This window comes from Amycolatopsis sp. EV170708-02-1 (assembly GCF_022479115.1).
Lineage (GTDB): Bacteria > Actinomycetota > Actinomycetes > Mycobacteriales > Pseudonocardiaceae > Amycolatopsis.
Genome location: NZ_CP092497.1, coordinates 7,610,396 through 7,632,486, shown reverse-complemented (window position 1 = coordinate 7,632,486; position 22,091 = coordinate 7,610,396). Strand labels below are relative to the sequence as shown.

At 69.7% G+C, this 22,091-nt stretch carries 17 protein-coding genes and 2 pseudogenes; 15 read left to right on the top strand and 4 right to left on the bottom strand.

Annotated elements, in window-relative coordinates; all coding sequences use genetic code 11:
* Nucleotides 1–87 precede the first annotated feature (87 nt).
* From MJQ72_RS34480 to MJQ72_RS34470, 3 genes are read right to left on the bottom strand one after another with little or no spacing between them, the layout of a single operon-like run.
* Nucleotides 88–1,605 (bottom strand): tripartite tricarboxylate transporter permease, encoded by a 1,518-nt coding sequence (locus MJQ72_RS34480; RefSeq protein WP_240595262.1) that lies wholly within the window; start codon nucleotides 1,603–1,605, stop codon nucleotides 88–90.
* A complete protein-coding gene (locus tag MJQ72_RS34475) occupies nucleotides 1,605–2,099 on the bottom strand; it encodes a tripartite tricarboxylate transporter TctB family protein (protein WP_007034229.1) in 495 nt (164 codons plus the stop codon). The genes MJQ72_RS34480 and MJQ72_RS34475 overlap by 1 nt, the downstream gene beginning before the upstream one ends.
* Nucleotides 2,096–3,064, bottom strand: coding sequence for a tripartite tricarboxylate transporter substrate binding protein (locus tag MJQ72_RS34470; RefSeq protein WP_240601490.1), 969 nt, complete (start codon nucleotides 3,062–3,064; stop codon nucleotides 2,096–2,098). The genes MJQ72_RS34475 and MJQ72_RS34470 overlap by 4 nt, the downstream gene beginning before the upstream one ends.
* Before the next feature lie 132 nt (nucleotides 3,065–3,196).
* On the opposite strand from MJQ72_RS34470, the gene MJQ72_RS34465 reads away from it, so the two are divergent.
* Together MJQ72_RS34465 and MJQ72_RS34460 are read left to right on the top strand one after the other, a co-directional pair.
* Nucleotides 3,197–4,729 (top strand): sensor histidine kinase, encoded by a 1,533-nt coding sequence (locus tag MJQ72_RS34465; protein WP_240595261.1) that lies wholly within the window; start codon nucleotides 3,197–3,199, stop codon nucleotides 4,727–4,729.
* Nucleotides 4,726–5,388 carry a response regulator gene (locus tag MJQ72_RS34460; RefSeq protein ID WP_240595260.1) on the top strand — a complete coding sequence of 221 codons (663 nt, stop codon included), beginning with the start codon at nucleotides 4,726–4,728 and terminating at the stop codon, nucleotides 5,386–5,388. Before MJQ72_RS34465 ends, MJQ72_RS34460 begins: the two co-directional genes overlap by 4 nt.
* 23 nt (nucleotides 5,389–5,411) lie before the next feature.
* On the opposite strand, the gene MJQ72_RS34455 is transcribed toward MJQ72_RS34460, so the two are convergent.
* The gene (locus MJQ72_RS34455; protein ID WP_240595259.1) at nucleotides 5,412–5,969 is read right to left on the bottom strand and encodes a TetR/AcrR family transcriptional regulator C-terminal domain-containing protein; all 558 of its coding nucleotides are present in this window, start codon (nucleotides 5,967–5,969) and stop codon (nucleotides 5,412–5,414) included.
* 92 nt (nucleotides 5,970–6,061) lie between these two features.
* Here MJQ72_RS34455 and MJQ72_RS34450 point away from each other — a divergent pair, with 92 nt between their 5' ends.
* The 13 genes and pseudogenes from MJQ72_RS34450 (at nucleotide 6,062) to MJQ72_RS34390 (ending at nucleotide 21,916) form a co-directional block, all read left to right on the top strand.
* Entirely contained in the window at nucleotides 6,062–7,429 is a 1,368-nt protein-coding gene (locus MJQ72_RS34450; protein WP_240595258.1) for a DHA2 family efflux MFS transporter permease subunit, read from the top strand.
* A gap of 92 nt (nucleotides 7,430–7,521) precedes the next feature.
* Complete coding sequence (locus MJQ72_RS34445) at nucleotides 7,522–8,724, top strand: ROK family transcriptional regulator (RefSeq protein WP_007034224.1); 1,203 nt, start codon at nucleotides 7,522–7,524, stop codon at nucleotides 8,722–8,724.
* Between the two features lie 352 nt (nucleotides 8,725–9,076).
* Nucleotides 9,077–10,297 carry an ROK family protein gene (locus tag MJQ72_RS34440; protein WP_240595257.1) on the top strand — a complete coding sequence of 407 codons (1,221 nt, stop codon included), beginning with the start codon at nucleotides 9,077–9,079 and terminating at the stop codon, nucleotides 10,295–10,297.
* Between the two features lie 7 nt (nucleotides 10,298–10,304).
* Nucleotides 10,305–11,794 (top strand): annotated as a pseudogene (locus tag MJQ72_RS34435) (sugar ABC transporter ATP-binding protein).
* On the top strand, nucleotides 11,791–12,804 hold the full coding sequence (locus MJQ72_RS34430; protein WP_240595256.1) for an ABC transporter permease: 1,014 nt from the start codon (nucleotides 11,791–11,793) through the stop codon (nucleotides 12,802–12,804). Before MJQ72_RS34435 ends, MJQ72_RS34430 begins: the two are co-directional and overlap by 4 nt.
* Before the next feature lie 22 nt (nucleotides 12,805–12,826).
* Nucleotides 12,827–13,878: pseudogene (locus tag MJQ72_RS34425) on the top strand (substrate-binding domain-containing protein).
* A gap of 42 nt (nucleotides 13,879–13,920) precedes the next feature.
* Nucleotides 13,921–15,090, top strand: a complete 1,170-nt coding sequence (locus MJQ72_RS34420) for a Gfo/Idh/MocA family protein (RefSeq protein ID WP_240595255.1) — start codon at nucleotides 13,921–13,923, stop codon at nucleotides 15,088–15,090.
* Between the two features lie 109 nt (nucleotides 15,091–15,199).
* The gene (locus MJQ72_RS34415; RefSeq protein WP_240595254.1) at nucleotides 15,200–16,357 is read left to right on the top strand and encodes an inositol-3-phosphate synthase; all 1,158 of its coding nucleotides are present in this window, start codon (nucleotides 15,200–15,202) and stop codon (nucleotides 16,355–16,357) included.
* The gene (locus tag MJQ72_RS34410; RefSeq protein WP_038518478.1) at nucleotides 16,354–17,202 is read left to right on the top strand and encodes an SCO3242 family prenyltransferase; all 849 of its coding nucleotides are present in this window, start codon (nucleotides 16,354–16,356) and stop codon (nucleotides 17,200–17,202) included. Before MJQ72_RS34415 ends, MJQ72_RS34410 begins: the two co-directional genes overlap by 4 nt.
* Nucleotides 17,199–18,611, top strand: a complete 1,413-nt coding sequence (locus tag MJQ72_RS34405; protein ID WP_240595253.1) for an EboA domain-containing protein — start codon at nucleotides 17,199–17,201, stop codon at nucleotides 18,609–18,611. Before MJQ72_RS34410 ends, MJQ72_RS34405 begins: the two co-directional genes overlap by 4 nt.
* 4 nt (nucleotides 18,612–18,615) lie before the next feature.
* A complete protein-coding gene (locus tag MJQ72_RS34400; RefSeq protein WP_016331785.1) occupies nucleotides 18,616–19,479 on the top strand; it encodes a TatD family hydrolase in 864 nt (287 codons plus the stop codon).
* Nucleotides 19,476–20,546, top strand: a complete 1,071-nt coding sequence (gene eboE / locus MJQ72_RS34395) for a metabolite traffic protein EboE (protein WP_240595252.1) — start codon at nucleotides 19,476–19,478, stop codon at nucleotides 20,544–20,546. Before MJQ72_RS34400 ends, eboE begins: the two co-directional genes overlap by 4 nt.
* On the top strand, nucleotides 20,543–21,916 hold the full coding sequence (locus MJQ72_RS34390; protein ID WP_240595251.1) for an alkaline phosphatase family protein: 1,374 nt from the start codon (nucleotides 20,543–20,545) through the stop codon (nucleotides 21,914–21,916). The genes eboE and MJQ72_RS34390 overlap by 4 nt, the downstream gene beginning before the upstream one ends.
* Nucleotides 21,917–22,091: the final 175 nt, after the last annotated feature.

The following is a 22,091-nucleotide window of genomic DNA, read 5'->3' as shown; positions in this document are numbered from 1 at the left end:
GATCACTCGCGCGGACATGATCCCTCCTTCCGGAGAGGGAGAAGGCCCGGCCTCGGGGCAGTCGAGGCCGGGCCGGGTTCCCGCCGGTCAGGCGTCGACCTTGTCCTTGGGCTCCGGCTCGGGTGCGGTGGGCCGGGCGGGCAGGAAACGCTTGATCAACGGGAAGAACAGGATCACCAGGATGATCACGTAGACCACGATCGCGAACGGGGTGTTGACCAGCCCGGTCAGCTCGCCGTCACTGAGCTGCAGCGCGCGCCGCATCTGCTGTTCGGCGGCCGGGCCGAGGATCACGCCGATGATCGCCGGCAGCACCGGCAATCCGTAGCGGCGCATCGCGAACCCGATCAGGCCGATCACGAACATCACCAGCAGGTCGAAGATGTCCGCGTTGACCGCGTACGCGCCGACACTGGCGAAGAACAGGATGCCCGCGTAGAGGTACGGCCGCGGGATGCGCAGCAGCTTCGCCCACAGCGGCGCCAGCGGCAGGTTCAGCACCAGCAGCAGCGTCAGGCCGACGAACAGCGAGGCGATCAGGCCCCACACCAGCTTCGACTCGCGTTCGAACAGCAGCGGGCCCGGCTGGATGCCGTACTGCTGGAACGCCGCCAGCATCACGGCCGCGACCGCGGTGGTCGGCAGGCCCAGCGTCAGCATCGAGACCAGCGTGCCCGCCGCCGAGGACGACGCGGCCGCCTCCGGACCCGCGACCCCTTCGATGGCGCCCTTGCCGAACTCGTCCTTGTGCTTCGACAGCCGCTTTTCGGTCAGGTACGAAAGGAAAGTCGGGATCTCCGCGCCACCGGCCGGGATGGCCCCGAACGGGAACCCGATCACCGGACCGCGCAGCCACGGCTTCCAGGTCCGCTTCAGATCGGCGCGCGAGAGCCACGGCCTGCCGACCGGGATCGGTTTGAAGGTGTTGCGCCGCAGATGCGCGGCGACCCACAGCGATTCCCCGACGGCGAACAGCGCGACCGCCACGATCACCACGTCGATGCCGTCCGCCAGATGCAGCGAACCGAAGGTCAGGCGCGACTGGCCGGTCATCTCGTCCAGGCCGACGAGCCCGATGGTGAGGCCGATCAGCAGCGAAGCGACACCGCGGATCCGCGAGTTGCCGAGCACCGAGGTCACCCCGATGAACGCCAGCACCATGATCGCGAACAGGTCGGGCGCGCCGATGTCCACCGCGTACTTCGCGATGATCGGCGCCAGCAGCACCAGCGCCATCGTGCCGAGGATGCCGCCGACGAAGTGCCCGATCGCGGCCGCGGCCAGCGCTTGCGCGCCCCGGCCCTTGCGCGCCATGGGGTTTCCGTCGATCGCGGCGACCACCGAGAAGCTCTCACCCGGCGTGTTCAGCAGGATCGACGTCGTCGAGCCGCCGAACATGCCGCCGTAGTAGATGCCGGCGAACATGATGAACGCCGCCGTCGGCTCCATACCGTAGGTCACCGGCAGCAGCAGGGCCACGGCCATGGCGGGGCCGATCCCCGGCAGCACACCGATCGCGGTGCCCAGCAGCACACCGAGCGCGGCGAGCGCGAGGTGCGTCGGGGTCAGCGCGGTGCCGAACCCGTCGATGAGTTGCTGCAGCATCAGAACACCTCCATCAACGGGCCACCGGGCAGCGGGACACCGAGCAGGTTGTTGAAGATCAGGAAGGTCACGACCGACATACCCGCCGCGATCAGCGGGTCACGCACCAGGTTGCGGCTGCCGAGGGCGAACGCCGCGCCCCAGAACAGGATCGCGCCCGAGATCGGGAACCCGACGAGGCCGATCAGCGCCGCGTTGGCGAGGAAGGCACCGCACAGCAACAGGACCGTGCGCAGGTCGGCGGGCGCGGTGAGGTCGATGTCCTCGCCGCCCTCGGCCTCGCCCTTGCCGCCGCGCAGGACGTCGCGCGCCAGCAGCACCGCGACGATCAGCAGCAGCGAGCCGACCAGGACCGGTACCGCCTTCGGCCCCACGGGACCGCGCTGGGCGAAGTCGGTGGGAATGCTCAGCGCGTCGGTCAGCACCAGCACGCCGAGCACCACGAGCACCACGCTCACTCCGAGTTCGGAGCGTCCTTTCAGCCACGTGGTCATGCCAGACCCAGCTCTTTCAGCACCGTTGCCACTCGAGTGTTCTCCTCTTTGAGAAACGAACCGAACTGCTCACCGGGCGCGAACGCGCCGGTCCATCCGTTGCGCTGCAAGGCTTCCTGCCACTGCGGCGTCTTCTGTAACCGCTCGAACAGGCTCACCAGCTTCGCGCGGTCCGACTCGGTGATGCCCGGCGGCGCGACGATGCCGCGCCAGTTCGTGAACTTCACGTCCACACCGGACTCGGTCAGCGTCGGCGCGTCGATCCCGGGGAGCCGCTTCTCGCTCGTCACCGCCAGGACCCGGAGCGTGCCCGCCGCGATCTGGTCGCGGTATTCGCCGACACCGGAGACGCCGAACGCGACCTTGCCGCCGAGCACCGACGCGAGCAGCTCGCCGCCGCCGTCGTACTGGACGTAGTTGACCGATTTGGGCGCGAGCCCGATCGCCTTCGCCATCAGCATCGGCGCCAGGTGGTCCGGCCCGCCGGGGGACGAACCGCCGCCGACCTGGACCGCGCCCGGGTCCCGCTTCCAGGCTTCGAGCAGCTGCCCGATGTTCTGGTACGGCGAATCCTTGCCGACCACGACGATGTCCGACTCTTCGATCAGCTTCGCCACCGGTGTGGTGTCGAGCAGCGAAGACGGCGACTTGTTCGTGAACACGCTGCCGACGACGCCGAGCCCCATCGACATGACGAGTTTGCCGTTGCCGCGTTCGGCCACCGTGCGGCCGAGGCCGACCGTGCCGCCGGCGCCGGGGAGGTTGAACACCTCCGCGTTACCGAGCAGGTCGGCGTCCTCCATGGCCTTGGTCGCGGTCCGCGCCGTGATGTCGTAACCGCCGCCGGGCGCGTTGGGCACGAGTACCCGCAACGACCGGATCTGCGAGCCCTCGTCGGCCTCGCTGCCCGGGGTGAGCAACGGTGGCACCAGCAAAACGGCGACGAGCGCCGCCGCGATGGCCAACCAGCTACTGGGCTTCACTGTGATCCCCGCCTCTCTGCCGCGTGGTTGGACATGTTGCACTCGTGTAAACAGAGATGTCTCGCTTAGACGCCTAAGGGTTCTTTTGTTCTTTGTGGTCACGCGGAGGTGGCGATGGGTGCTCGGGGTTCACTGGCCCGCCAGCTCCTCGTATGGCAACTGGTAGTCGTCACCTGCCTACTGTGCGCGGTGGGCGTCCTGGCCGTCACCCAGGCGGGGAACAACTTCCGCACCACCGAAGGACGCCGGGCGCTCTCGGTCGCGGAGAGTGTCGCCGCGCAGGGCATCGTGGGCGATCTCGAAAACGGCCCGTGGGAGTTGAACGCGCCCGCGGAGACCGCGCGAAGCCTCTCCGGGGTCGATTTCGTCGTGATCGCGGGAGCGGACCGTTATGTGCTCGCGTCACCTGATCCGGGGCAGGTGCGCACGCTGCTCGACCTCGGCGACAGCACCGTCCTTTCCGGACGGTCGTGGGTCGGCGAACTCGACGGTTCGATCGTGGCGCACGTCCCGGTGCTGGACGAGAAGGGCGGCAAGGTGGTCCGCATGGTCGCGGCGGGCTCGAAGTCGCCCGGATTCTTCGCCGGTTTCCTCGACTCGCCGGACAACGCCCTGCGCGTGCTGGGGGTCGCGCTGGTGATCGGGGTGAGCGGTTCGCTGCTGCTGGCACGGCGGGTGAAGAACCAGACGCTCGGCCTGGAACCGCACGAGATCACCGCGCTGGTCGAGAACCGGGAGGCGCTCCTGCACGGCATCAAGGAGGGCGTCGTCGGCCTGGACCCGCAGCACCGGATCACCCTGGTGAACGATCAGGCGCGCGCACTGCTGGCGCTGCCGGACGACGCCGTCGGCCGGTCGGTCGAGGACCTCGACCTCAACGAACGCATCCGCGACCTGCTCACCGGCCGCGCGACCGGCGCCGACCAGATCGTGCTGCGGCAAGGGAAGGTGCTCACGCTGAACCGGATGCCGATCGACGTGCGGGGAGCCGTGGTCACCCTGCGGGACCGCACCGATCTGATGACCCTGCGGGACGAACTCGACGCCAGCCGGCACGCCACCGACACGTTGCGAGCGCAGGCGCACGAATTCAGCAACCGGCTGCACACCATCTCCGGGCTGCTGGAACTCGGGGAATACGAAGAGGTCCGCGGCTACGTCAGCCGGATCAGCTCGGCGCAGGGGGAGTGGCGTGCGGAGGTCGGCTCACGCGTCGGCGACCCGGCGGTGGCGGCGCTGCTGATCGCGAAGGCGTCGCTCGCGGCGGAACGCGGGGTCGGGCTGCGGATGGCCCCGGACAGCGAACTGGACCGCGTCGAGGACGCCCTTTCCACGGATTTGGTGACAGTGCTGGGAAATCTCGTCGACAACGCCTTGGACGCGCTGGGTGGTGAGCGGGGCTGGATCGAGGTCGGGGTCTGGCAGGAGGAGGACGAAGTGCGGGTGGAGGTCCGTGACTCCGGGCCGGGGGTCGCCCCGGAGATCGCGGAGGAAGTGTTCGAGCACGGCTTCACCACGAAGGCCGCCGCGCACGGCCAGCGCGGCCTCGGGCTCGCGCTGATCAGGCAGGCGTGCGTGCGGCGAGGAGGCTCGGTCGAGGTGCACAACTCCGGCGGCGCGGTGTTCACGGCGAGGTTGCCGCGATGATCAAGGTGCTCGTCGTCGACGACGATTTCATGGTCGCGAAGGTCCACAGTGGATACGTCACACGGACGGAGGGTTTCGCGGTGGTCGGGGTCGCGCACACCGGCGCCGACGCGCTCCGCCTGGCGCGGGAGCTGAAACCGGATCTGGTGCTGCTGGACGTCTATCTTCCCGATCTCGACGGGCTTTCGGTGCTGCGCGAACTGCGCGCGACCGAAGACGTCGACGTCATCCTGATCACCGCCGCGACCGACGTGGAAACCGTGCGGCAGGCGATGCGGGGCGGGGTGCTGCACTATCTGATCAAGCCGTTCGAGTACGCGTCGCTGCGCGATCAGCTCACCCATTTCGCGTCGTTGCACCGGCGCCTGGACCGGCTCGCCGAGGCCGGGCAGGCCGACGTCGACCAGGTCTTCGGCGCGCGGCCGAGCGCGAAACCCGTGCTGCCCAAGGGACTCACCGCCGAGACCGCGCGGCTGGTGGAGACCGCGCTGCGGGGCGCGGCCGGTGGGATGTCGGCGAGCGAATGCGCCGAGGCGACCGGCGTCGCGCGGGTGAGCGCGCGCCGGTACCTGGAGCATTTCGTGGCGACGGGGAAGGCCGAGGTGACGCTCAAGTACGGCGGGACCGGGCGACCGGAACGCCGCTACCTCTGGTCGTGACGCGTTTCGTCCTCTGAATGCGCCTAGGCGACGTCCGGATTCGCGAGCTCGACGTCGGCGCGGAGCCCGGCGATCAGACGTGCGAGGCCGTATTCGAACGAGGCGGCCGGATCCTCGTCGTGGCCGCCCTCGACGTGCTGCTGTTCGTCGATCGCGCAGCCGAGGGTGTACCGGCTGATCGCGAGGATGGCGTGCGTCGCGTCCTCTTCGGTGAAACCCGCCCGCAGCAACGGTTTGATCAGCGGTGTCATCGCCGACCGGCCGGTGGGGCGGGAGCCGGCGTGCAGGCGGGCACCGTCCCGGTAGGACAGCAGCGTGGCGCGGATGGTGCGGGCGCGCCGGGCCAGCCACCCGGCCCAGTCGTCCATCGCCGCCGGATCGTCGAGCGGGGCGAGCCGGTCGTCCAGCATGGTTTCGGCCATCTGGTCGAGCAGCGCCTGCTTGCTCTCGAAATGCGTGTAGAGCGCGGGGCCGCGCACGCCGAGCTTCTCCCCGAGCTTGCGCAGGCTCAATCCGTCCAGCCCGACCTCGTCGAGGAGTTCCAGCGCGGCTCGGACGTAGCCATCCCGTCTCACGACCATGCGCACACCTTCGCCCGTCCGTATCGGAGTTGACAACTCGGCCGGTTCTTATCACCGTTAAGATCTTAACAGCGATAAGATCGGCAGGTAGGATGATCGGAAGTCCCGATGAGGAGCGTCTGACCCCGGCGTTGTGGGGGACGGCCGCGATCCTGACCCTCGGCGGATTCCTGTCGATGTTCACGTCGACCGTCGTCACCGTCGCGCTCGGCACGATCGCTGCCGGATTCCGTGCACCGCTCGGTACCGCCCAGTGGATCGCCACCGGCTACCTGCTCGCGCTCGCCGCGATGGTGCCGGTGAGCGGCTGGGCGAGCCGTCGCTTCGGGACGACGCGGCTGTGGCTGGTGTGCGTCGGTCTGTTCGCGGTCTTCTCGACGCTCTGTGCGGCGGCGCCCTCGGTCGAAGCGCTGATCGCCTTCCGTGTCCTGCAGGGCGCCGCGGGCGGACTGCTGGTCCCGGCGGGACAGATCCTGTTCGCGACGATGGTGGGGCCGAAGCGGCTCGGCCGGATGATGGCCGTGCTGAGCATCCCGATCTACCTCGCTCCCGTGCTCGGCACCCTGGCCGGCAGCGTGCTCGCCGACCGGTTCGGCGTGCCGTGGCTGTTCCTGGTGAACGTGCCGCTCGCCCTGCTCTGCCTGCTGCTGGGCCGGAAACGGTTGCCGAGGGAAGGGCCCGTCGACACCCGTCCGCTGGATCGGCGTGGCTTGGTGCTCACCGCGACCGGGGTGCCGTTGCTCGTCTACGGCTTCGCCGAAGCCGCGCCGATCGCGGCGGTCGCCGGTGCGATCCTGCTCGCCGTCTTCGTGGTCACCGCGCTGAGGTCGCCCGCGCCACTGCTCGACCTGCGGCTGTTCCGCGACCGGACGTTCTCCTCGGCCGCCGCCGTCATCTTCGGGATGGGGATCGCGCTGTTCGGCTCGATGATCGTCCTGCCGCTGTACTATCTCGACGTCCGGCACGAAAGCCTCGTCGTGACCGGATTCCTGACCGCGCCGCTGGCACTCGGCACGGTGCTGGCGCTTCCGCTCGCGGGCAGGCTGACCGACCGGATCGGCGGCGCGCGAGTGATCTTCGCCGGGCTGATCGTCACGGTCATCGGGACGGTGCCGCTCGCGCTGCTCACCGGATCCGACGACTACTGGTGGCTCTCGGCCGTCCAGGTGGTCCGCGGCTGCGGTATCGGGCTGACCACGACCCCGGCGCTCGCCACCGGCCTGGTGTCGGTGCCCCAAGAGCGAATTTCCCACGCGATGCCGCTCTTCGCCATGCTGCAACGGATCGGTGGGTCCTTCGGGACGTCGACGCTGACCGTGGTCGTCGCCGCGCGGCTCGCCGCCGCTCCCGGGTCCGCCGCGGCCGTCGCGGGCGCGCAGTGGTGGATCGCCGGGATCACGGCCATCGTGCTGATCCCGTCGTGGCTCCTGGTCCGCGCCGAGATGTCCACAAAGGACTGACGGGTGCCGGTGGGTTTGTTCCCGTCCGGGAGTCGTGAAGGTTTCCAGTGGCGTTCGGGACAGCGGGTGGACAACGCCGTAGGCTCAGGTGAATGAGCACGGCATCCACCTCGGAGCATCCGATGGTCGAAACCCGGCACCAGACCCAGTTGCTCACCCTGTTGCGGGATGAGGGCCCGATGTCCCGGGTCGAACTGGGGGAACGGCTGGAGCTGCCGCGTGCTCGGGTGGGGGCCGAGGTCGCGCGGCTGGCCGAGGTCGGCCTCGTCGAGACCGCGGGTCCGTCGGCGAGCCGCGGCGGCAGGCGGTCCACCCTGGTGCGGCTGGCGGGAGACCTGCGGGTCCTGTCGGTCGACGTCGGCGCGACGTCGGTCGGGGTCGCCCTCACCGACGCTTCGTGCGAGGTGCTGGTGCACACCGTCGAGGACTGCGACGTCCGGCAGGGGCCGCACGCCGTGCTCAAACGTGTCGTCGCGCTGGCGGAGAAGATCCGCGAAGAGGCGCCGGGCAAGCTGATCGCCGCCGGGATCGGCCTCCCGGGCCCGGTGAGTTTCGCCGAAGGTATGGCGGTCGCGCCGCCGATAATGCCCGGCTGGGACCGGTTCTCCGTGCGCGACCATCTCGGCGGTCTGCTGCGCTGCCCGGTCACGGTCGACAACGACGTGAACTCGATGGCGCTCGGGGAACGGCACGCAGGGGTCGCGCGCTCCATCGACGACCTGGTGTTCGTCAAGATCGGTACCGGTATCGGCTGCGGGATCGTGCTGGGCGGCAAGGTGTACCGCGGCGTCGCCGGCACCGCGGGCGACATCGGGCACATCCGCCTCGACGACTACGGGCCGACCTGCGCCTGCGGTGAGACGGGCTGCCTCGAGGCGTACTTCGGCGGCGCCGCGCTGGCCCGTGACGGGCTGACGCTCGCGCGCAGCGGCCGGTCGACGTACCTCGCCGACGTCGTCGCGGCGCGCGGCGCGATCACCGCGCAGGACGTCGGCCGGGCGGCGGCGTCGGGCGACTTCGGCGCGGTCAACCTGATCCGCGACGGCGGGCGGCGGCTCGGGCAGGTGGTCGCGTCGCTGGTGAGTTTCGTGAACCCGGGCATGGTCGTGATCGGCGGTGGCGTGGCGCAGCTGGGGCATCAGCTGCTCGCGGAGATCCGCAGCTCGGTCTACCGGCGGTCGCTGCCGCTCGCGACCGGGAACCTGCCGATCGTGCTGTCCGAGCTGGGGGACACCGCCGGGGTCATCGGGGCCGCTTGGTCGGCCACGGACCGGGCCTTCACGCTGAGCAGCTGACCCCGGGTCCATGGGCTGAAAGCGTCCTTCACCGCATGCCACGCGGCGAAGGACGCTTTCGTCGCATCGCATGCGGTGAAAGCGTCCTTCAGCCCGTCCTTGGGCGCACCCAGCGGCACGTTGGGCACTCACCTGATTCCGATTAGTAACGTCAAGTTCGTACAGACTTTCGCTCGAAACGTACGAAAGTCTGTGCCGTTTGAGACGGCTAATCGGGTGACGGCGGGCTTTAGTCGACATTTCTGTCCTGTTGTCACCTTGACGGGTGACGGGCGCCATCCTACTTTCGCTGGCTAAGTAACAAAGTTTGTTACGGCCGAATCGTAAGTGGGGACTCGTCTGATGAGGCAGTGTGGCCGCGACTGAACCCGGGCTCGACCCGGTCAGCCCTCGCACCGCGAACCTCGCCGCGCTCCTGCGGGCGTTGCGCGCGGGGCCGCTCTCGCGCACCCAGCTCGCGGCGCGCTGCGGGCTCACCAAGGCGGCCGTCTCCGGGTTGATCACCGAGCTGTCCGAACGCGGTCTCGTCCGCTCCGCCGGACTCCAGGGCGGCGGCAACGGCAGGCCCAGCCAGCTGGTCGAGCTGAACGGCGCCAGCGCGTGCGGGCTCGCGCTCAGCGTCGAGGCCGACCGCTTCGCCGCCGTCGTCACGAACCTCGACGGCCGCGTGGTCGCCGAACGCACCGAGACCGCCGACGTCGCCGCGCTCGGACTGCACCGGAGCATGGACGAACTCGCCTTCCTCTCGCGGCAGGTGCTGCTCGAAGACCAGCCCGTCGGGGTCACGGTCTCCGTGCCCGGCCTGGTCGATTCGGCCGCCGCGGTCCTCCGGTTCGCGCCGACCCTGCGCTGGCGCGACGCCGAGATCGCCGACCTCCTCGCCGCCCGGCTCGGCCTGCCGGTCGAGGCCATCGCGGTCGACAACGAGGCCAACCTCGGCGCGGTCGGCGAGGCCGTCGCCGGAGTCGGAAAAGGCGTGCGGGAGCTCTTCTACCTCAGCGGCGGGACGGGCGTCGGCGGCGGACTCGTCTCCGGCGGCGCGATCCTGCGTGGTGCCAGGGGTTTCGCGGGCGAGGTCGGGCACATCACCGTCGACCCGTCCGGCGAGCAGTGCCCCTGCGGCCGGGTCGGCTGCCTGGAGACCAAGGCCGGGCTCAACGCCGTCCTGCGCGGCGCCGCCTCGCCCGGTGACCCGCTGCACGATCCCGCGCTCGGCGTCGACGGCCGGGTCGGGCTGCTCAAGCACCGCGTGCAGCGCGGTGACCAGCGCGCGGTCGCGGCGGTCTCGGAACTCGGGGTCGCGCTCGGCATCGCGGTGTCCACCGTGGTCGACGTGCTCGACCCGGACCTCGTCGTCCTCGGCGGCTACTTCGCCGAACTGGGCGAATGGCTGGTCGAGCCGGTGCGCCGCGAACTGTCCGCGCGTCCGCTCGGGCACGAGCCCGCCTGCCGCGTCGAGCCGTCGCCGCTGGGCACCACCGCCCCGCTGCGCGGCGCCGCGCATCTCGCCACCGAACGGCTTTTCGCCGATCCGACGCTAGTTCCCACCACGGCCGAGGAGGCTCCGGCATGACCCTTCTATCCGTCCGGGGATCGTGAAGACGTTCCCCGGGGTGCGTGCGCTGGACGGGGTCGACTTCGACGTCGAACCCGGCGAGGTGCACTGCCTGCTCGGCCAGAACGGCGCGGGCAAGTCCACGCTGATCAAGACGCTCGCCGGAGCGCACCGGCCCGACGGCGGCGAGATCTTCTGGCAGGGCGAGCCGGTCACGCTGCCCTCGCCGGTCGCCGCGCTGAAGATCGGCATCGCGACCATGTACCAGGAACTCGACCTGGTGCCCGGGCTTTCCGTGGCGGACAACATCTTCCTCGGCCGCGAGCGCGCGACGTTCGGGTTCACGCGGATCAGCGAGTCCCGGAACAAGGCCGCCAAGCTGATGGCGCGGCTCGGGCATCCCGAGATCGCTCCGTCGACCGAGGTCGGCAAGCTGTCCGCCGCCGGTCAGCAGCTGGTCTCGATGGCGCGGGCGCTCGCCTACGACGCGAAGCTGCTGGTGATGGACGAGCCGACAGCGGCGCTGGCGGGCGAAGAGGTCGACAACCTGTTCCGCATCGTCGGCGAGCTGACCGCCGAAGGTGTCGCGATCGTCTACATCTCCCACCGGCTCGAAGAACTGCGCCGGATCGGCCACCGCGTCACCGTGCTGAAGGACGGCAAGACCGTCTCCACCGGACTCGACGCCAAGGAGACGCCGACCTCCGACCTCGTCGCGCTGATGGCGGGCCGCAAGGTCGAAACCGTCTTCGGCCCGCGTCATCAGGAACACGTCGACCCGGACAACGAGGTCCTCAAGGTGGAGAACCTGACCACCGTCGGCGAGTTCGAGAACGTGAACTTCACCGTGCACGCCGGGGAGGTCGTCGGGATCGCGGGCCTCGTCGGCTCGGGCCGCAGCGAGCTGCTGGAGACGATCTTCGGCGCACGCAAACAGGACACGGGTTCGGTGTCGGTGGACGGCGAACCGGTCCGGCCGGGCAGTGTGTCCGCGGCGGTCAAGGCCGGGATCGGCCTGGCGCCGGAGGAACGCAAGAGCCAGGGGCTGCTGCTGGACCTGCCCGTCGTGCACAACGTGACCCTGGCGAGCCTGAGCAAATACGCGACGTTCGGGTTCACCGAGCGGGGCAGGGAACTCGACGACGCCGGGGAAAGCCTGCGGCGCCTCGATCTCCGGCCCGCCGACCCGAACCGGATCATCCGCACGCTGTCCGGCGGCAACCAGCAGAAGGCGGTGCTGGCGCGCTGGCTGGTCCGCGGCTGCCGGGTCCTGCTGCTGGACGAGCCGACCCGCGGGGTCGACGTCGGCGCGCGGGCGGAGCTGTACCGGCTGATCGAGGAGCTGGCCGCGACCGGGGTCGCGATCGTGCTCGTCAGCAGCGAGATCCCGAGGTACTCGGCCTGTCCGACCGGGTGCTGGTGCTGCGTGAAGGACGTGTCCTGGCTGAAAAGCCGTCCGCGGAGCTGACAGAGGCGGAAGTGCTCGACGTGATTCTCGAAGGGAGTGCGGCGTGACCGACCAAGCCGAATCGGTGCGTGCGGAGAGCGCCGTGGAACCCTTGCCACCCAAGCAAAAGCGAAACTTCTCGCTCGACACCCGGCTGCTCGGCCTTGCCGGGGTGCTGGTGATCCTGTGCATCGTCGGGAGCGTGACCCGGCCGGACCAGTTCTTCACCGACGGCAACATCTCCACGATCCTGCGGCTCGCCGCGGCCATCGGGGTGGTCAGCGTCGGGATGACCTTCGTGATCATCGCCGGCGGCATCGACCTCTCGGTCGGGTCGATCGTGGCGCTGTCCAGTGTCTGGCTGACCACCTTGGCCACCCAGTCCTACGGCCCGTTCGTGATGATCCTTTGTGGACTCCTGGTCGGCCTCGGCTGCGGGCTGATCAACGGGATCCTGGTCTCCTACGGGAAGATCGTGCCGTTCATCGCGACCTTGGCGATGTACGTCTCGGCCCGCGGTCTCGCGGAACGCATCAGCGGCCGCCGCACGCAGGTGGTGTCGGAAGCGGGTTTCCTGGACTTCTTCCGCGGTGACCTGCTCGGCATCCCGGTGCTGATCTGGATGTTCGCGCTGGTGTTCGCCGTCGGCTGGGTGGTGCTGAACCGCACCACGTTCGGCCGCCGCACCTTCGCCGTCGGCGGCAACGCCGAGGCTTCGCGGCTGGCGGGCATCAACGTCAAACGGCACACCGCGCTCGTCTACGGCGTCGCCGGGCTGTGCTGCGGTATCGCCGCGCTGATGGTCGTCGCCCGCACCACCGCGGGCGCCTCGACCAACGGCATGCTCTACGAACTCGACGCCATCGCGGCGGTCGTCATCGGCGGCACCCTGCTCACCGGTGGCCGCGGCTCGCTCATCGGCACCCTGATCGGCGTGCTGATCTTCACCGTGCTGTCCAACATCTTCACGCTCAACAACCTGGACACCGACATCCAGAACATCGCCAAGGGCGTGATCATCGTCCTGGCCGCGCTACTGCAGTTCCGCTCCGTCAAGAAATCCAAGACGAGTACTTGATCACCGTGGATGGAGAGTCGTCATGACCGAACAATCCCTGCATCGTCGTCGCTTCCTGCTGGGAGGCGCGGCCGTCGGAGCGGGTGCGCTGCTGACCGCGTGCACCTCGAACGAGGCACCGGCGCAGAACAACGCGGCCAACGTGGCCAACGCCGGGGCGAACTCGCAGCCCGGAAGTCCAGTGACAATTGGGTTTTCAGCGCCGGCCGCGGACCACGGCTGGATGGCGGCCATCACCAAGAACGCCCGCGCGCAGGCGCAGAAGTTCAGTGAGGTCACGCTCAACGCGACCGAGGGCACCAACGACGTCAACCAGCAGATCTCCCAGGTGGAGACCTTGATCAACGCCAAGGTCAACGTCCTGGTGATCCTGCCGTTCGACGGCAAGGCGCTGACCGCGGTCGGCCAGCAGGCGATGGACGCCGGAATCCAGGTGATCAACCTGGACCGCGTCTTCGACACCCCGCTCGCGTACCGCACCTGGATCGGCGGCGACAACTACCGCATGGGTGTCAACGCCGGGAACTACATCGCCCAGCAGATGAAGGCGAAGAACATCGCCAGCCCGGTGATCGGCGAGGTCGCGGGGATCGACTCGCTGCCGCTGACCCAGGAACGCAGCAAGGGCTTCAAGGATGCCTTGACCCGTCAGGGTTTCACGGTCGGCCCGCGTGTCTCGGCGCAGTTCACCCCGGAGTCGGGCGAGCAGCAGACGTCGAACCTCCTGCAGTCGGCGTCCAAATTGGACGCTCTGTGGAACCACGACGACGACCAGGGGGTCGGCGTCATCGCGGCGATCACAACGCCAACCGCAAGAACTTCCTGATGGTCGGCGGCGCGGGATCGAAGAACGCGATGAACCTGATCAAGTCCGACGCCGAACCGCTGAAGGCGACCGTGCTCTACAGCCCGTCGATGGCGTCCTCGGCGATCTCGCTCGCGCGCCTGCTCGGCCAGGGCAAGGGCGCCGGTGACTTCGCCGAGCACGAGATCCCCGCCGAGATCACCACGTACTCCGCGGTGGTCACCAAGGAGAACGTCGACAAGTACATGGACGTCGGCTTCGACTCGTAAACCCGCGTACCCGACAGACGCAAGCGGAGACATAGGAGGGGCATGAGCACGGCAAAGGAAACGATCGGGATCGGCATGGTGGGCCACGCGTTCATGGGTGCGGTGCATTCGCACGCGTGGCGCAGCGTGCACCGGTTCTTCACGCCGCCACTGATCCCGAGACTCGCCGTGCTCGGCGGCCGCGACGAGGTGCGGGCGAAGGCCGCGGCGGAACGGTTCGGCTGGGAAGACGTCGAGACGGACTGGCGCGCGCTGATCGCCCGCGACGACGTCGACCTGGTCGACATCTGCACGCCGGGCGACAGCCACGCCGAGATCGCGATCGCCGCGCTCGAAGCGGGCAAGCACGTGCTGTGCGAGAAACCGCTGGCCAACACCCTCGCCGAGGCCGAAGCGATGGCCGAGGCGGCGGCGAAGGCACGGGCCAACGGCGTCCGGTCCATGGTGGCGTTCAACTACCGCCGGGTGCCCGCGCTCGCGCACGCCAGGAAACTGGTCGCGAGCGGGGCGCTCGGCGAGATCCGCCACGTGCGGTCGGTCTACCTGCAGGACTGGCTGTCCGATGCCCAGGCGCCGATGACCTGGCGGCTGCACAAGGACAAGGCGGGCTCGGGCGCGCTGGGCGACCTCGGCGCGCACATCGTCGACGCCGCCCAGTTCGTCACGGGCGACACGATCACCGGGGTTTCCGCGCTGACCAACACGTTCGTCAAGGAGCGGCCGGACGGTGGCGGCGGCACCGGGCAGGTGACGGTCGACGACACCGCGTTGTTCCTGGGCCGGTTCAGCGGCGGGGCGGTGGCGAGTTTCGAGGCGACCCGGTTCGCGCTGGGCCGCAAGAACGCGATGCGGCTGGAGATCAACGGGTCGAAGGCGAGCCTCGCGTTCGACTTCGAGTCGATGAACGAACTGTCCTTCTTCGACGGTGGCCAGCCCGCCACCGAGGCCGGGTTCCGCCGGATCCTGGTCACCGAACCCGAGCACCCGTACGTCGGGGTGTGGTGGCCGCCGGGCCACCTGCTCGGCTACGAGCACACCTTCACCAACGAGGTCGCCGATCTGCTCACCGCGATCGGCGAAGGCAAGGATCCCGAACCGTCCTTCGAGGACGGGTTGAGGGTTCAGCAGGTCTTGGACGCGGTCGAGCGCAGCGCGTCCGACGAGGCGCGATGGACCACTGTGCCCGTTGTCACCGTGAAGGGGAGTAACTGAGGGAGAGATCCAGCCGAAAGTCGCATGACGGCTATCACTGCGACTTGGTTCGATCCGAAACATCCGACCATCGGAGGTTGGAGTTCTCGGGTTCTGGAAAGGTGGAGAAATGCCTGCTCACGAGCGTACGGGCATCTGGTTGATCGGGGCGAGGGGGTCTGTCGCCACTACCGCGGCGGTCGGGCTCCTCGCGCTCCGCGCGGGGGTGGCCGGCGGTGGCGGCTGCGTCACCGAGCTGCCCGCGTTCGCCGGGGTTCCGTTGCCGGGCTGGGACGATCTGGTCCTCGGCGGCCACGACATCGTGCACACCCCGCTCGAGAAGCGTGCCGAGCAGTTGGCGCACGCCGGTGTCTTCGGGCTATCGGTGTTCTCCGCGGTGCGGTCCGGGCTGGCCGAGGTGGACGCCGAGATCCGCGACGGCTACCACCCGGCGACGCATACCGGTGCCCAGGCGGACGCGGCCGCAAGGCTCACGGCGGACATCCGAGCTTTCGCCGACCGGCACGACCTCGCGCGGGTCGTGGTGGTCAACGTGTCCTCCACCGAGGCCCCGTGCCCCCACCTGCCCGAACACGACGATCTGGACGCACTCGAAGCGGCTTTGGCCGATCCGACGCGGGCAGTGCTCCCGTCGAGCTCCCTGTCGGCCTACGCGGCGCTGAAGGCGGGAAGCCCGTATGTCGAGTTCACGCCGTCCGCCGGGATCACCCTGCCCGCGCTGCGGAAACTCGCCGAGCGGGAAGGCCTGCCGTACGCGGGCTGCGACGGCAAGACCGGCGAGACGCTGCTGCGCACCGTGCTCGCGCCGATGTTCAGCGCGCGGGCGCTGAAGGTCCGTTCCTGGGCGGGCACCAACCTGCTGGGCGGCGGCGACGGCGAGACCCTCGCCGACCCGGTGACCGCGAACAGCAAGCTGGAATCCAAGGCGCGCGGGCTCGCGGCGCTGCTCGGCGAGGACGTCACCGCGCCGCTGCACATCGACAACGTGCCCGATCTCGGCGAGATCAAGACCGCGTGGGACCACGTGTCGTTCGAGGGTTTCCTCGGCGCGCGCATGAGCCTGCAGTTCACCTGGACCGGCTACGACTCCGCGCTCGCGGCGCCGCTGATCCTGGATCTGGCCCGCTTCGTCACCGCGGCGCACGCCGGTGGCCAGAGCGGCGCGCTGACCGAACTCGGCTTCTTCTTCAAGGATCCGCTGGGCAGCGACGAACACCGCTTCGCCGAGCAGACCGCCCGCCTGGTCACCTGGGCGGCCGCCCTGTGAAGGCTTATGTGGAACTCGTCCGGGCGCCCGCGGCGCTGACGGTACTCGGCGACACGGTCGCCGGATCCGCCGCGGCGGGGCTCAAGATGACCGGCCGACGGCTGCTGCTGCCGCTGTCCTCGGTCGCCTTCTACTGGGCCGGGATGGCCCTCAACGACTGGGCGGACCGGAAGCTCGACGCCGTGGAGCGGCCCGAGCGCCCGATCCCGTCCGGGCGGGTGAGTGCCGGCGCGGCGCTCACCACCGGGGCCGCGCTGACCGCCGCCGGACTCGGCCTGGCGGCGCTCGGTGGCGGCCGCCGGGCGATGCGCGTCGCGGTTCCGCTCGCGGCGTCGGTGTGGGCCTACGACACCGTGCTCAAGCCGACTCCGGCCGGACCGGTGGCGATGGCGGCGTGCCGCACGCTCGACGTCCTGCTGGGCGCCGGTGACTCCCCGAAGAAGGCGGCCACTGCCGCGGCTGCGGTGGGTGTCCACACGCTCGGTGTCACCGCGCTGTCGACAGGGGAGGTCCACGGGGCGAACCCGGCGACCGCCCGGGCGGCGCTGGCCACCAGCTGCGCGGCGACAACGTTGGCATTGACCGGACCGGCACGGGGCGGCTGGCATCGCGCGGCCTCGATGGCGGCCGGTTCGGGCTACGCGGGCCTGGTCGGCCGGGCGCAGGCGGACGCCGTCCGCGACCCGTCGGCGAAGTCCGTGCGGTCGGCGACGAAGAACGGCATCCACGGCATGGTCCCGCTGCAGGCGGCGGTCACGGCCAAGGGCTCGGTACTGGGGGCCGCGCTGGTCGCGGCCGCGCTGCCGATCGCCCGCAAGCTGTCGAGGAAGGTGAGCCCCACATGACGTTTTCTTTGGGATACGGCACCAACGGCTTCTCCAACCACCGCCTCGACGACGCGCTCGCGGTGATCGCCGACCTCGGGTACACCGGGGTGGCGCTGACGCTGGACCACGACCACCTCGACCCGTTCGCCGACGACCTGGCGCGCCAGGTCGACCACGTGGCCTCGCGGCTCTCGGCGCTCGGCCTGAACCGCGTCGTCATCGAGACCGGCGCGCGGTACCTGCTCGACCCGTGGCGTAAGCATTCGCCGACGCTGCTTTCGGACGATCCCGCGTTGCGGATCGACTTCCTGGCGCGGGCCTTGCGGATCGCCGGGGACCTCGGTGCGGACTGTGTTTCGTTCTGGTCGGGTGTGTCCACTGTGGACAACGACCTCGCCTGGTCCCGGTTGCGGGAAGGGGTCGCGGCGGTCCTGGAGCACGCCGCGCGGCTGAACGTGCGGCTGGCGATGGAACCCGAGCCCGGCCACCTCGTGCAGCATCTCGGCCAGGTCCTGGACCTGCGCAAGGAACTCGGCGAACCGGACCTGTTCGGGGTCACGCTCGACGTCGGGCACTGCGTCGCGGTCGAGCCGGTGAACGCGGCCGAATGCGTCCGCCTCGCCGGTCCGCTGCTGTGGAACGTGCAGCTGGACGACATGCTGCCGAGGGTCCACGAGCATCTGGAGTTCGGCGACGGGCATCTGGATCTGCCGGGGACGCTGGCCGCGCTGGCGGAGATCGGTTACACCGGGCTGGCCGCGGTCGAACTGCCCCGGCACAGCCACGCCGCGCCGGACACCGCGCGCCGGGCCTTCGAGGCGCTCACCGCGGCGATGCCGCAGACGTGGCAGGCCAAGGCGGAACGCCGGATCCGGGAGAAGCCGTCGGTGATCGGCGCGATCTTCCCGGCCGTCGGCCGCGAGGTCGGTCGTGCGGCGCTGCGCCCGGACACCGATCCGCAGGGGCTGGTCCACGGCACCGTCGACGACCGGGCGCGGGTCCGGCTCGTGTCGGTGCTGGCCGAAGTCCTCGACGACGCGGCGCTGGCCGCGGAACTGCGCGATCTCTACCGCTACGGCGACGACGCCGAGCGGCGCGGGGTCCTGCGGGCGCTCTCCACGCTGGAGTCGCCGGGTGCCGAAGTCACCGACGCCGGGATCAAGCTGGTCGAAGACGCCTTGCGCGCCAACGACATCAGGCTGGTCGCCGCCGCCATGGGGGCGTTCGCCCGGTTCCTGGACGACCACACGTGGCGCCACGGCGTCCTCAAATGCGTCTTCGTCGGTGTGCCGCTGGCCGCCGTCGCGGACCTCACTTCCCGCGCGGACGACGAGCTGAAGCGGATGCTCGCCGATTTCGCCGACGAACGCAGGGCGGCCGGACGTGACGTTCCCGCCGACGCCCTCTCATTGCTCAAGGAGAACTGAGCCAGTGCGTATCTTCGATCCCCACATCCACATGTCCTCCCGGACCACCGACGACTACGAAGCCATGTACGCGGCCGGTGTCCGCGCGCTGGTCGAGCCCGCGTTTTGGCTGGGGCAGCCGCGCACCAGCGTCGGCTCGTACACCGACTACTTCGACGCGCTCATCGGCTGGGAACGGTTCCGCGCCGCGCAGTTCGGCATCCGGCACCACTGCACGATCGCGCTGAACCCCAAGGAGGCCAACGATCCCCGCTGCCGCGAGGTGCTCGACGTGCTCCCGAGGTACCTGGCGAAGGACGGCGTGGTCGCGGTCGGCGAGGTCGGCTACGACTCGATGACCAAGGAAGAGGACGAGGTCTTCTCCCAGCAGCTGGCGATGGCGCTGGAGCACGACCTCCCCGTCCTGGTGCACACCCCGCACCGCGACAAGCTGGAAGGCACCAAACGCACCCTCGACGTCGTGCGCGAGGCCGGCGTCGCGCCGGAGCGCGTGGTCGTCGACCACCTCAACGAGGTCACCGTCAAACTGGTCAAGGATTCCGGTGCCTGGATGGGTTTCTCCATCTACCCGGACACCAAAATGGACGAACACCGGATGGTCGAGATCCTGCGCCAGTACGGGCTGGACCAGATGATCGTCAACTCGGCCGCCGACTGGGGCCGGTCCGATCCGCTGAAGACCGCCAAGACCGGGCAGGCGATGCTCGACGGCGGGTTCACCGAGGCCGACGTCGACAAGGTGCTGTGGCAGAACCCGGTCGACTTCTACGGCCTCAGCGGCAGGCTCACGCTCGACCCGCTGCCCGGGTTCACCGGCGAGGCCGTGACGTTCGAGGGCAACTCGGTCCTGCGAGGTGCCCGCAAATGATCTCCTACTGTACGAACGTCCATCCCGCCGAAGACGTCGACGGCATCGTCGCGCAGCTGGAGCGGTACGCGCTCCCGGTGCGTGAACGGCTGGGCGCCGATCGGCTCGGTGTCGGACTGTGGCTTTCCGCGCCGGTCGCGCGCGGGCTCGCCGAAGACACCGAGGCGCGCAAGCGTTTCCGTGCCGAACTCGACGCCCGCGGGCTGTCGGTGTACACGCTCAACGCCTTCCCGTACGGCGGCTTCCACGACGACGTCGTCAAGCACGCGGTCTACCGTCCTGAGTGGACACACCCGGACCGGGTCGCGTACACGATCGACTGCGTGAACGTGCTGTCCGACCTCCTCGCCGATGATGCTTCTTACGGCAGCATATCGACGCTGCCGTTGGCTTGGCGTGAACCGTGGACCGAATCGGACGACCGCCGCGCCACCGAGGCTTTCGCCGAGGTCGTCCGCGCGATCGGTGACCGGCCGATCAAACTGGCCGTCGAACCCGAACCCGGCTGCGTGCTCGACACCGTGGCCGACGCGCTGGGCTGGTTGTCCGGCCGCGTCGACCCGGAGCACGTCGGGCTGTGCCTGGACACCTGTCATCTCGCGGTGTCGTTCGCCGACCCGGCGGAGACGCTCAAGGCGATCGCGGAGTCCGATGTGGACATCGTGAAGGTGCAGGCTTCCGCCGCACTGCACGTCGAAAACCCCGCCGAAGCCCGTGAGGCGTTGGCGGCGTTCGCCGAACCGCGGTACCTGCACCAGGTCCGCGAGTTTTCGGGCGGTTTCGTGCGCAAGGCCGACGACCTGCCCGAGGCGTGGACCGACCTGCCGGGGGAAGGGCCGTGGCGGGTGCATTTCCACATGCCGCTTCACCAGGCCCCGGCCGCGCCGTTGTCCACCACGACCGACGTCCTGCGCACCGTCGCCGCCGGGCTGCCCGGCGAACCGCATATCGAAGTCGAGACCTACACCTGGAGCGTGCTCCCGGACGCGGGCGACCTCGTCGGCGGGATCGCCGCGGAACTCGAATGGGCACAGGCGAACCTCGTCAAGGAAGGGGCGTCCGCATGAATCCGCTGGTCGTCATCGACGTCGTCGGGCTGACCCCGAAGGCGTTGCGGGACATGCCGAAACTGTCCGCCGTCGCCCGCGACGGCTGGCAGGCCGAACTGGGCACGGTGCTGCCCGCCGTCACCTGCAGCGCGCAGTCGACGTTCCTCACCGGGCTCATGCCCGCGCAGCACGGGATCGTCGGCAACGGCTGGTACTTCCGCGAGCTCGGCGAGATCTTCCTGTGGCGCCAGCACAACCGGCTCGTCGGCGGCGAGAAGCTGTGGGAGACCGCGCGGGCCGCGCACCCCGGCTACACGTCGGCGAACGTGTGCTGGTGGTACGCGATGGGGATGAGCACCGACGTCACGGTGACCCCGCGGCCGATCTACCACGCCGACGGCCGCAAGTCACCGGACGCCTACGTGCGCCCGCCCGAACTGCACGACCAGCTGACCGGCGCGCTGGGGGAGTTCCCGCTCTTCCAGTACTGGGGCCCGACGGCGTCGATCAAATCGAGCAAGTGGGTGATCGGCGCGTCGCGGCAGATCCTGCGCGAGAAGCGGCCGGATCTGCTGCTGACCTACGTCCCGCATCTCGACTACGACCTGCAGCGCTTCGGCCCCGACGCGCCGCAGGCCCGGCAGGCCGCACGGGAACTGGACAACGCGCTCGCGCCGCTGCTCGACGACGCCCGCAACGCCGGGGCGACCGTGGTCGCGCTCAGCGAGTACGGGATCACCAACGTGCACCGGCCGGTCGACATCAACCGGGCACTGCGGCGCGAGGGCCTGCTGGAGGTCTACACCCAGGCGGGGATGGAGTACCTCGACCCGTGGGCGTCGCGCGCGTTCGCCGTCGCCGACCACCAGGTCGCGCACGTCTACGTCCGCGACTCCGCTGATCTGGAGCGGGTGCGCGCGATCGTCGGCGAGCTCACCGGCGTCGACGAGGTGCTCGACCGCGAGGCGCAGGCTCGGTACGGGATCGACCACGAACGCGCGGGTGAACTCGTCGCGGTCGCCGAGCCGGACTCGTGGTTCACCTACTACTACTGGCTCGACGACGCGCGGAAGCCCGACTTCGCGCGCGGCGTCGAGATCCACCGCAAACCCGGTTACGACCCCGCCGAGCTGTTCTTCGACCCGGAAGACAAATTCGCCAAGGCGCGGGCCAGGCTCAACCTGGCGAAGAAGTTCGCCGGGCTCCGGTACGCGATGGACGTCGTCCCGACCGATCCGCGCTGGGTGCGCGGCTCACACGGACGGCTCCCGGATGCAGGCGAGGACGGTCCGGTGCTGCTCTGTTCGGACCCGGCCTTCGAGCCGTCCGGCCGGGTGGGGGCGACCGACGTCCATCCGCTGCTGTTGTCGCTGCAAGGGCTGAAGTAGGGCGTCGGGTACAGGGGGTCGTGAGTGGTAAGTGACGTTCTAACGGCACTTACCACTCACGACCACCGCGCCCCCCTCCCCGCCCGCACCATCCGTCCCCACCTCACCCGAAAGGACGCTCCACCCGCAACTCCTTCCTTGATCGCCGCCGCTCATCGAAAGGATCGCTACTGCT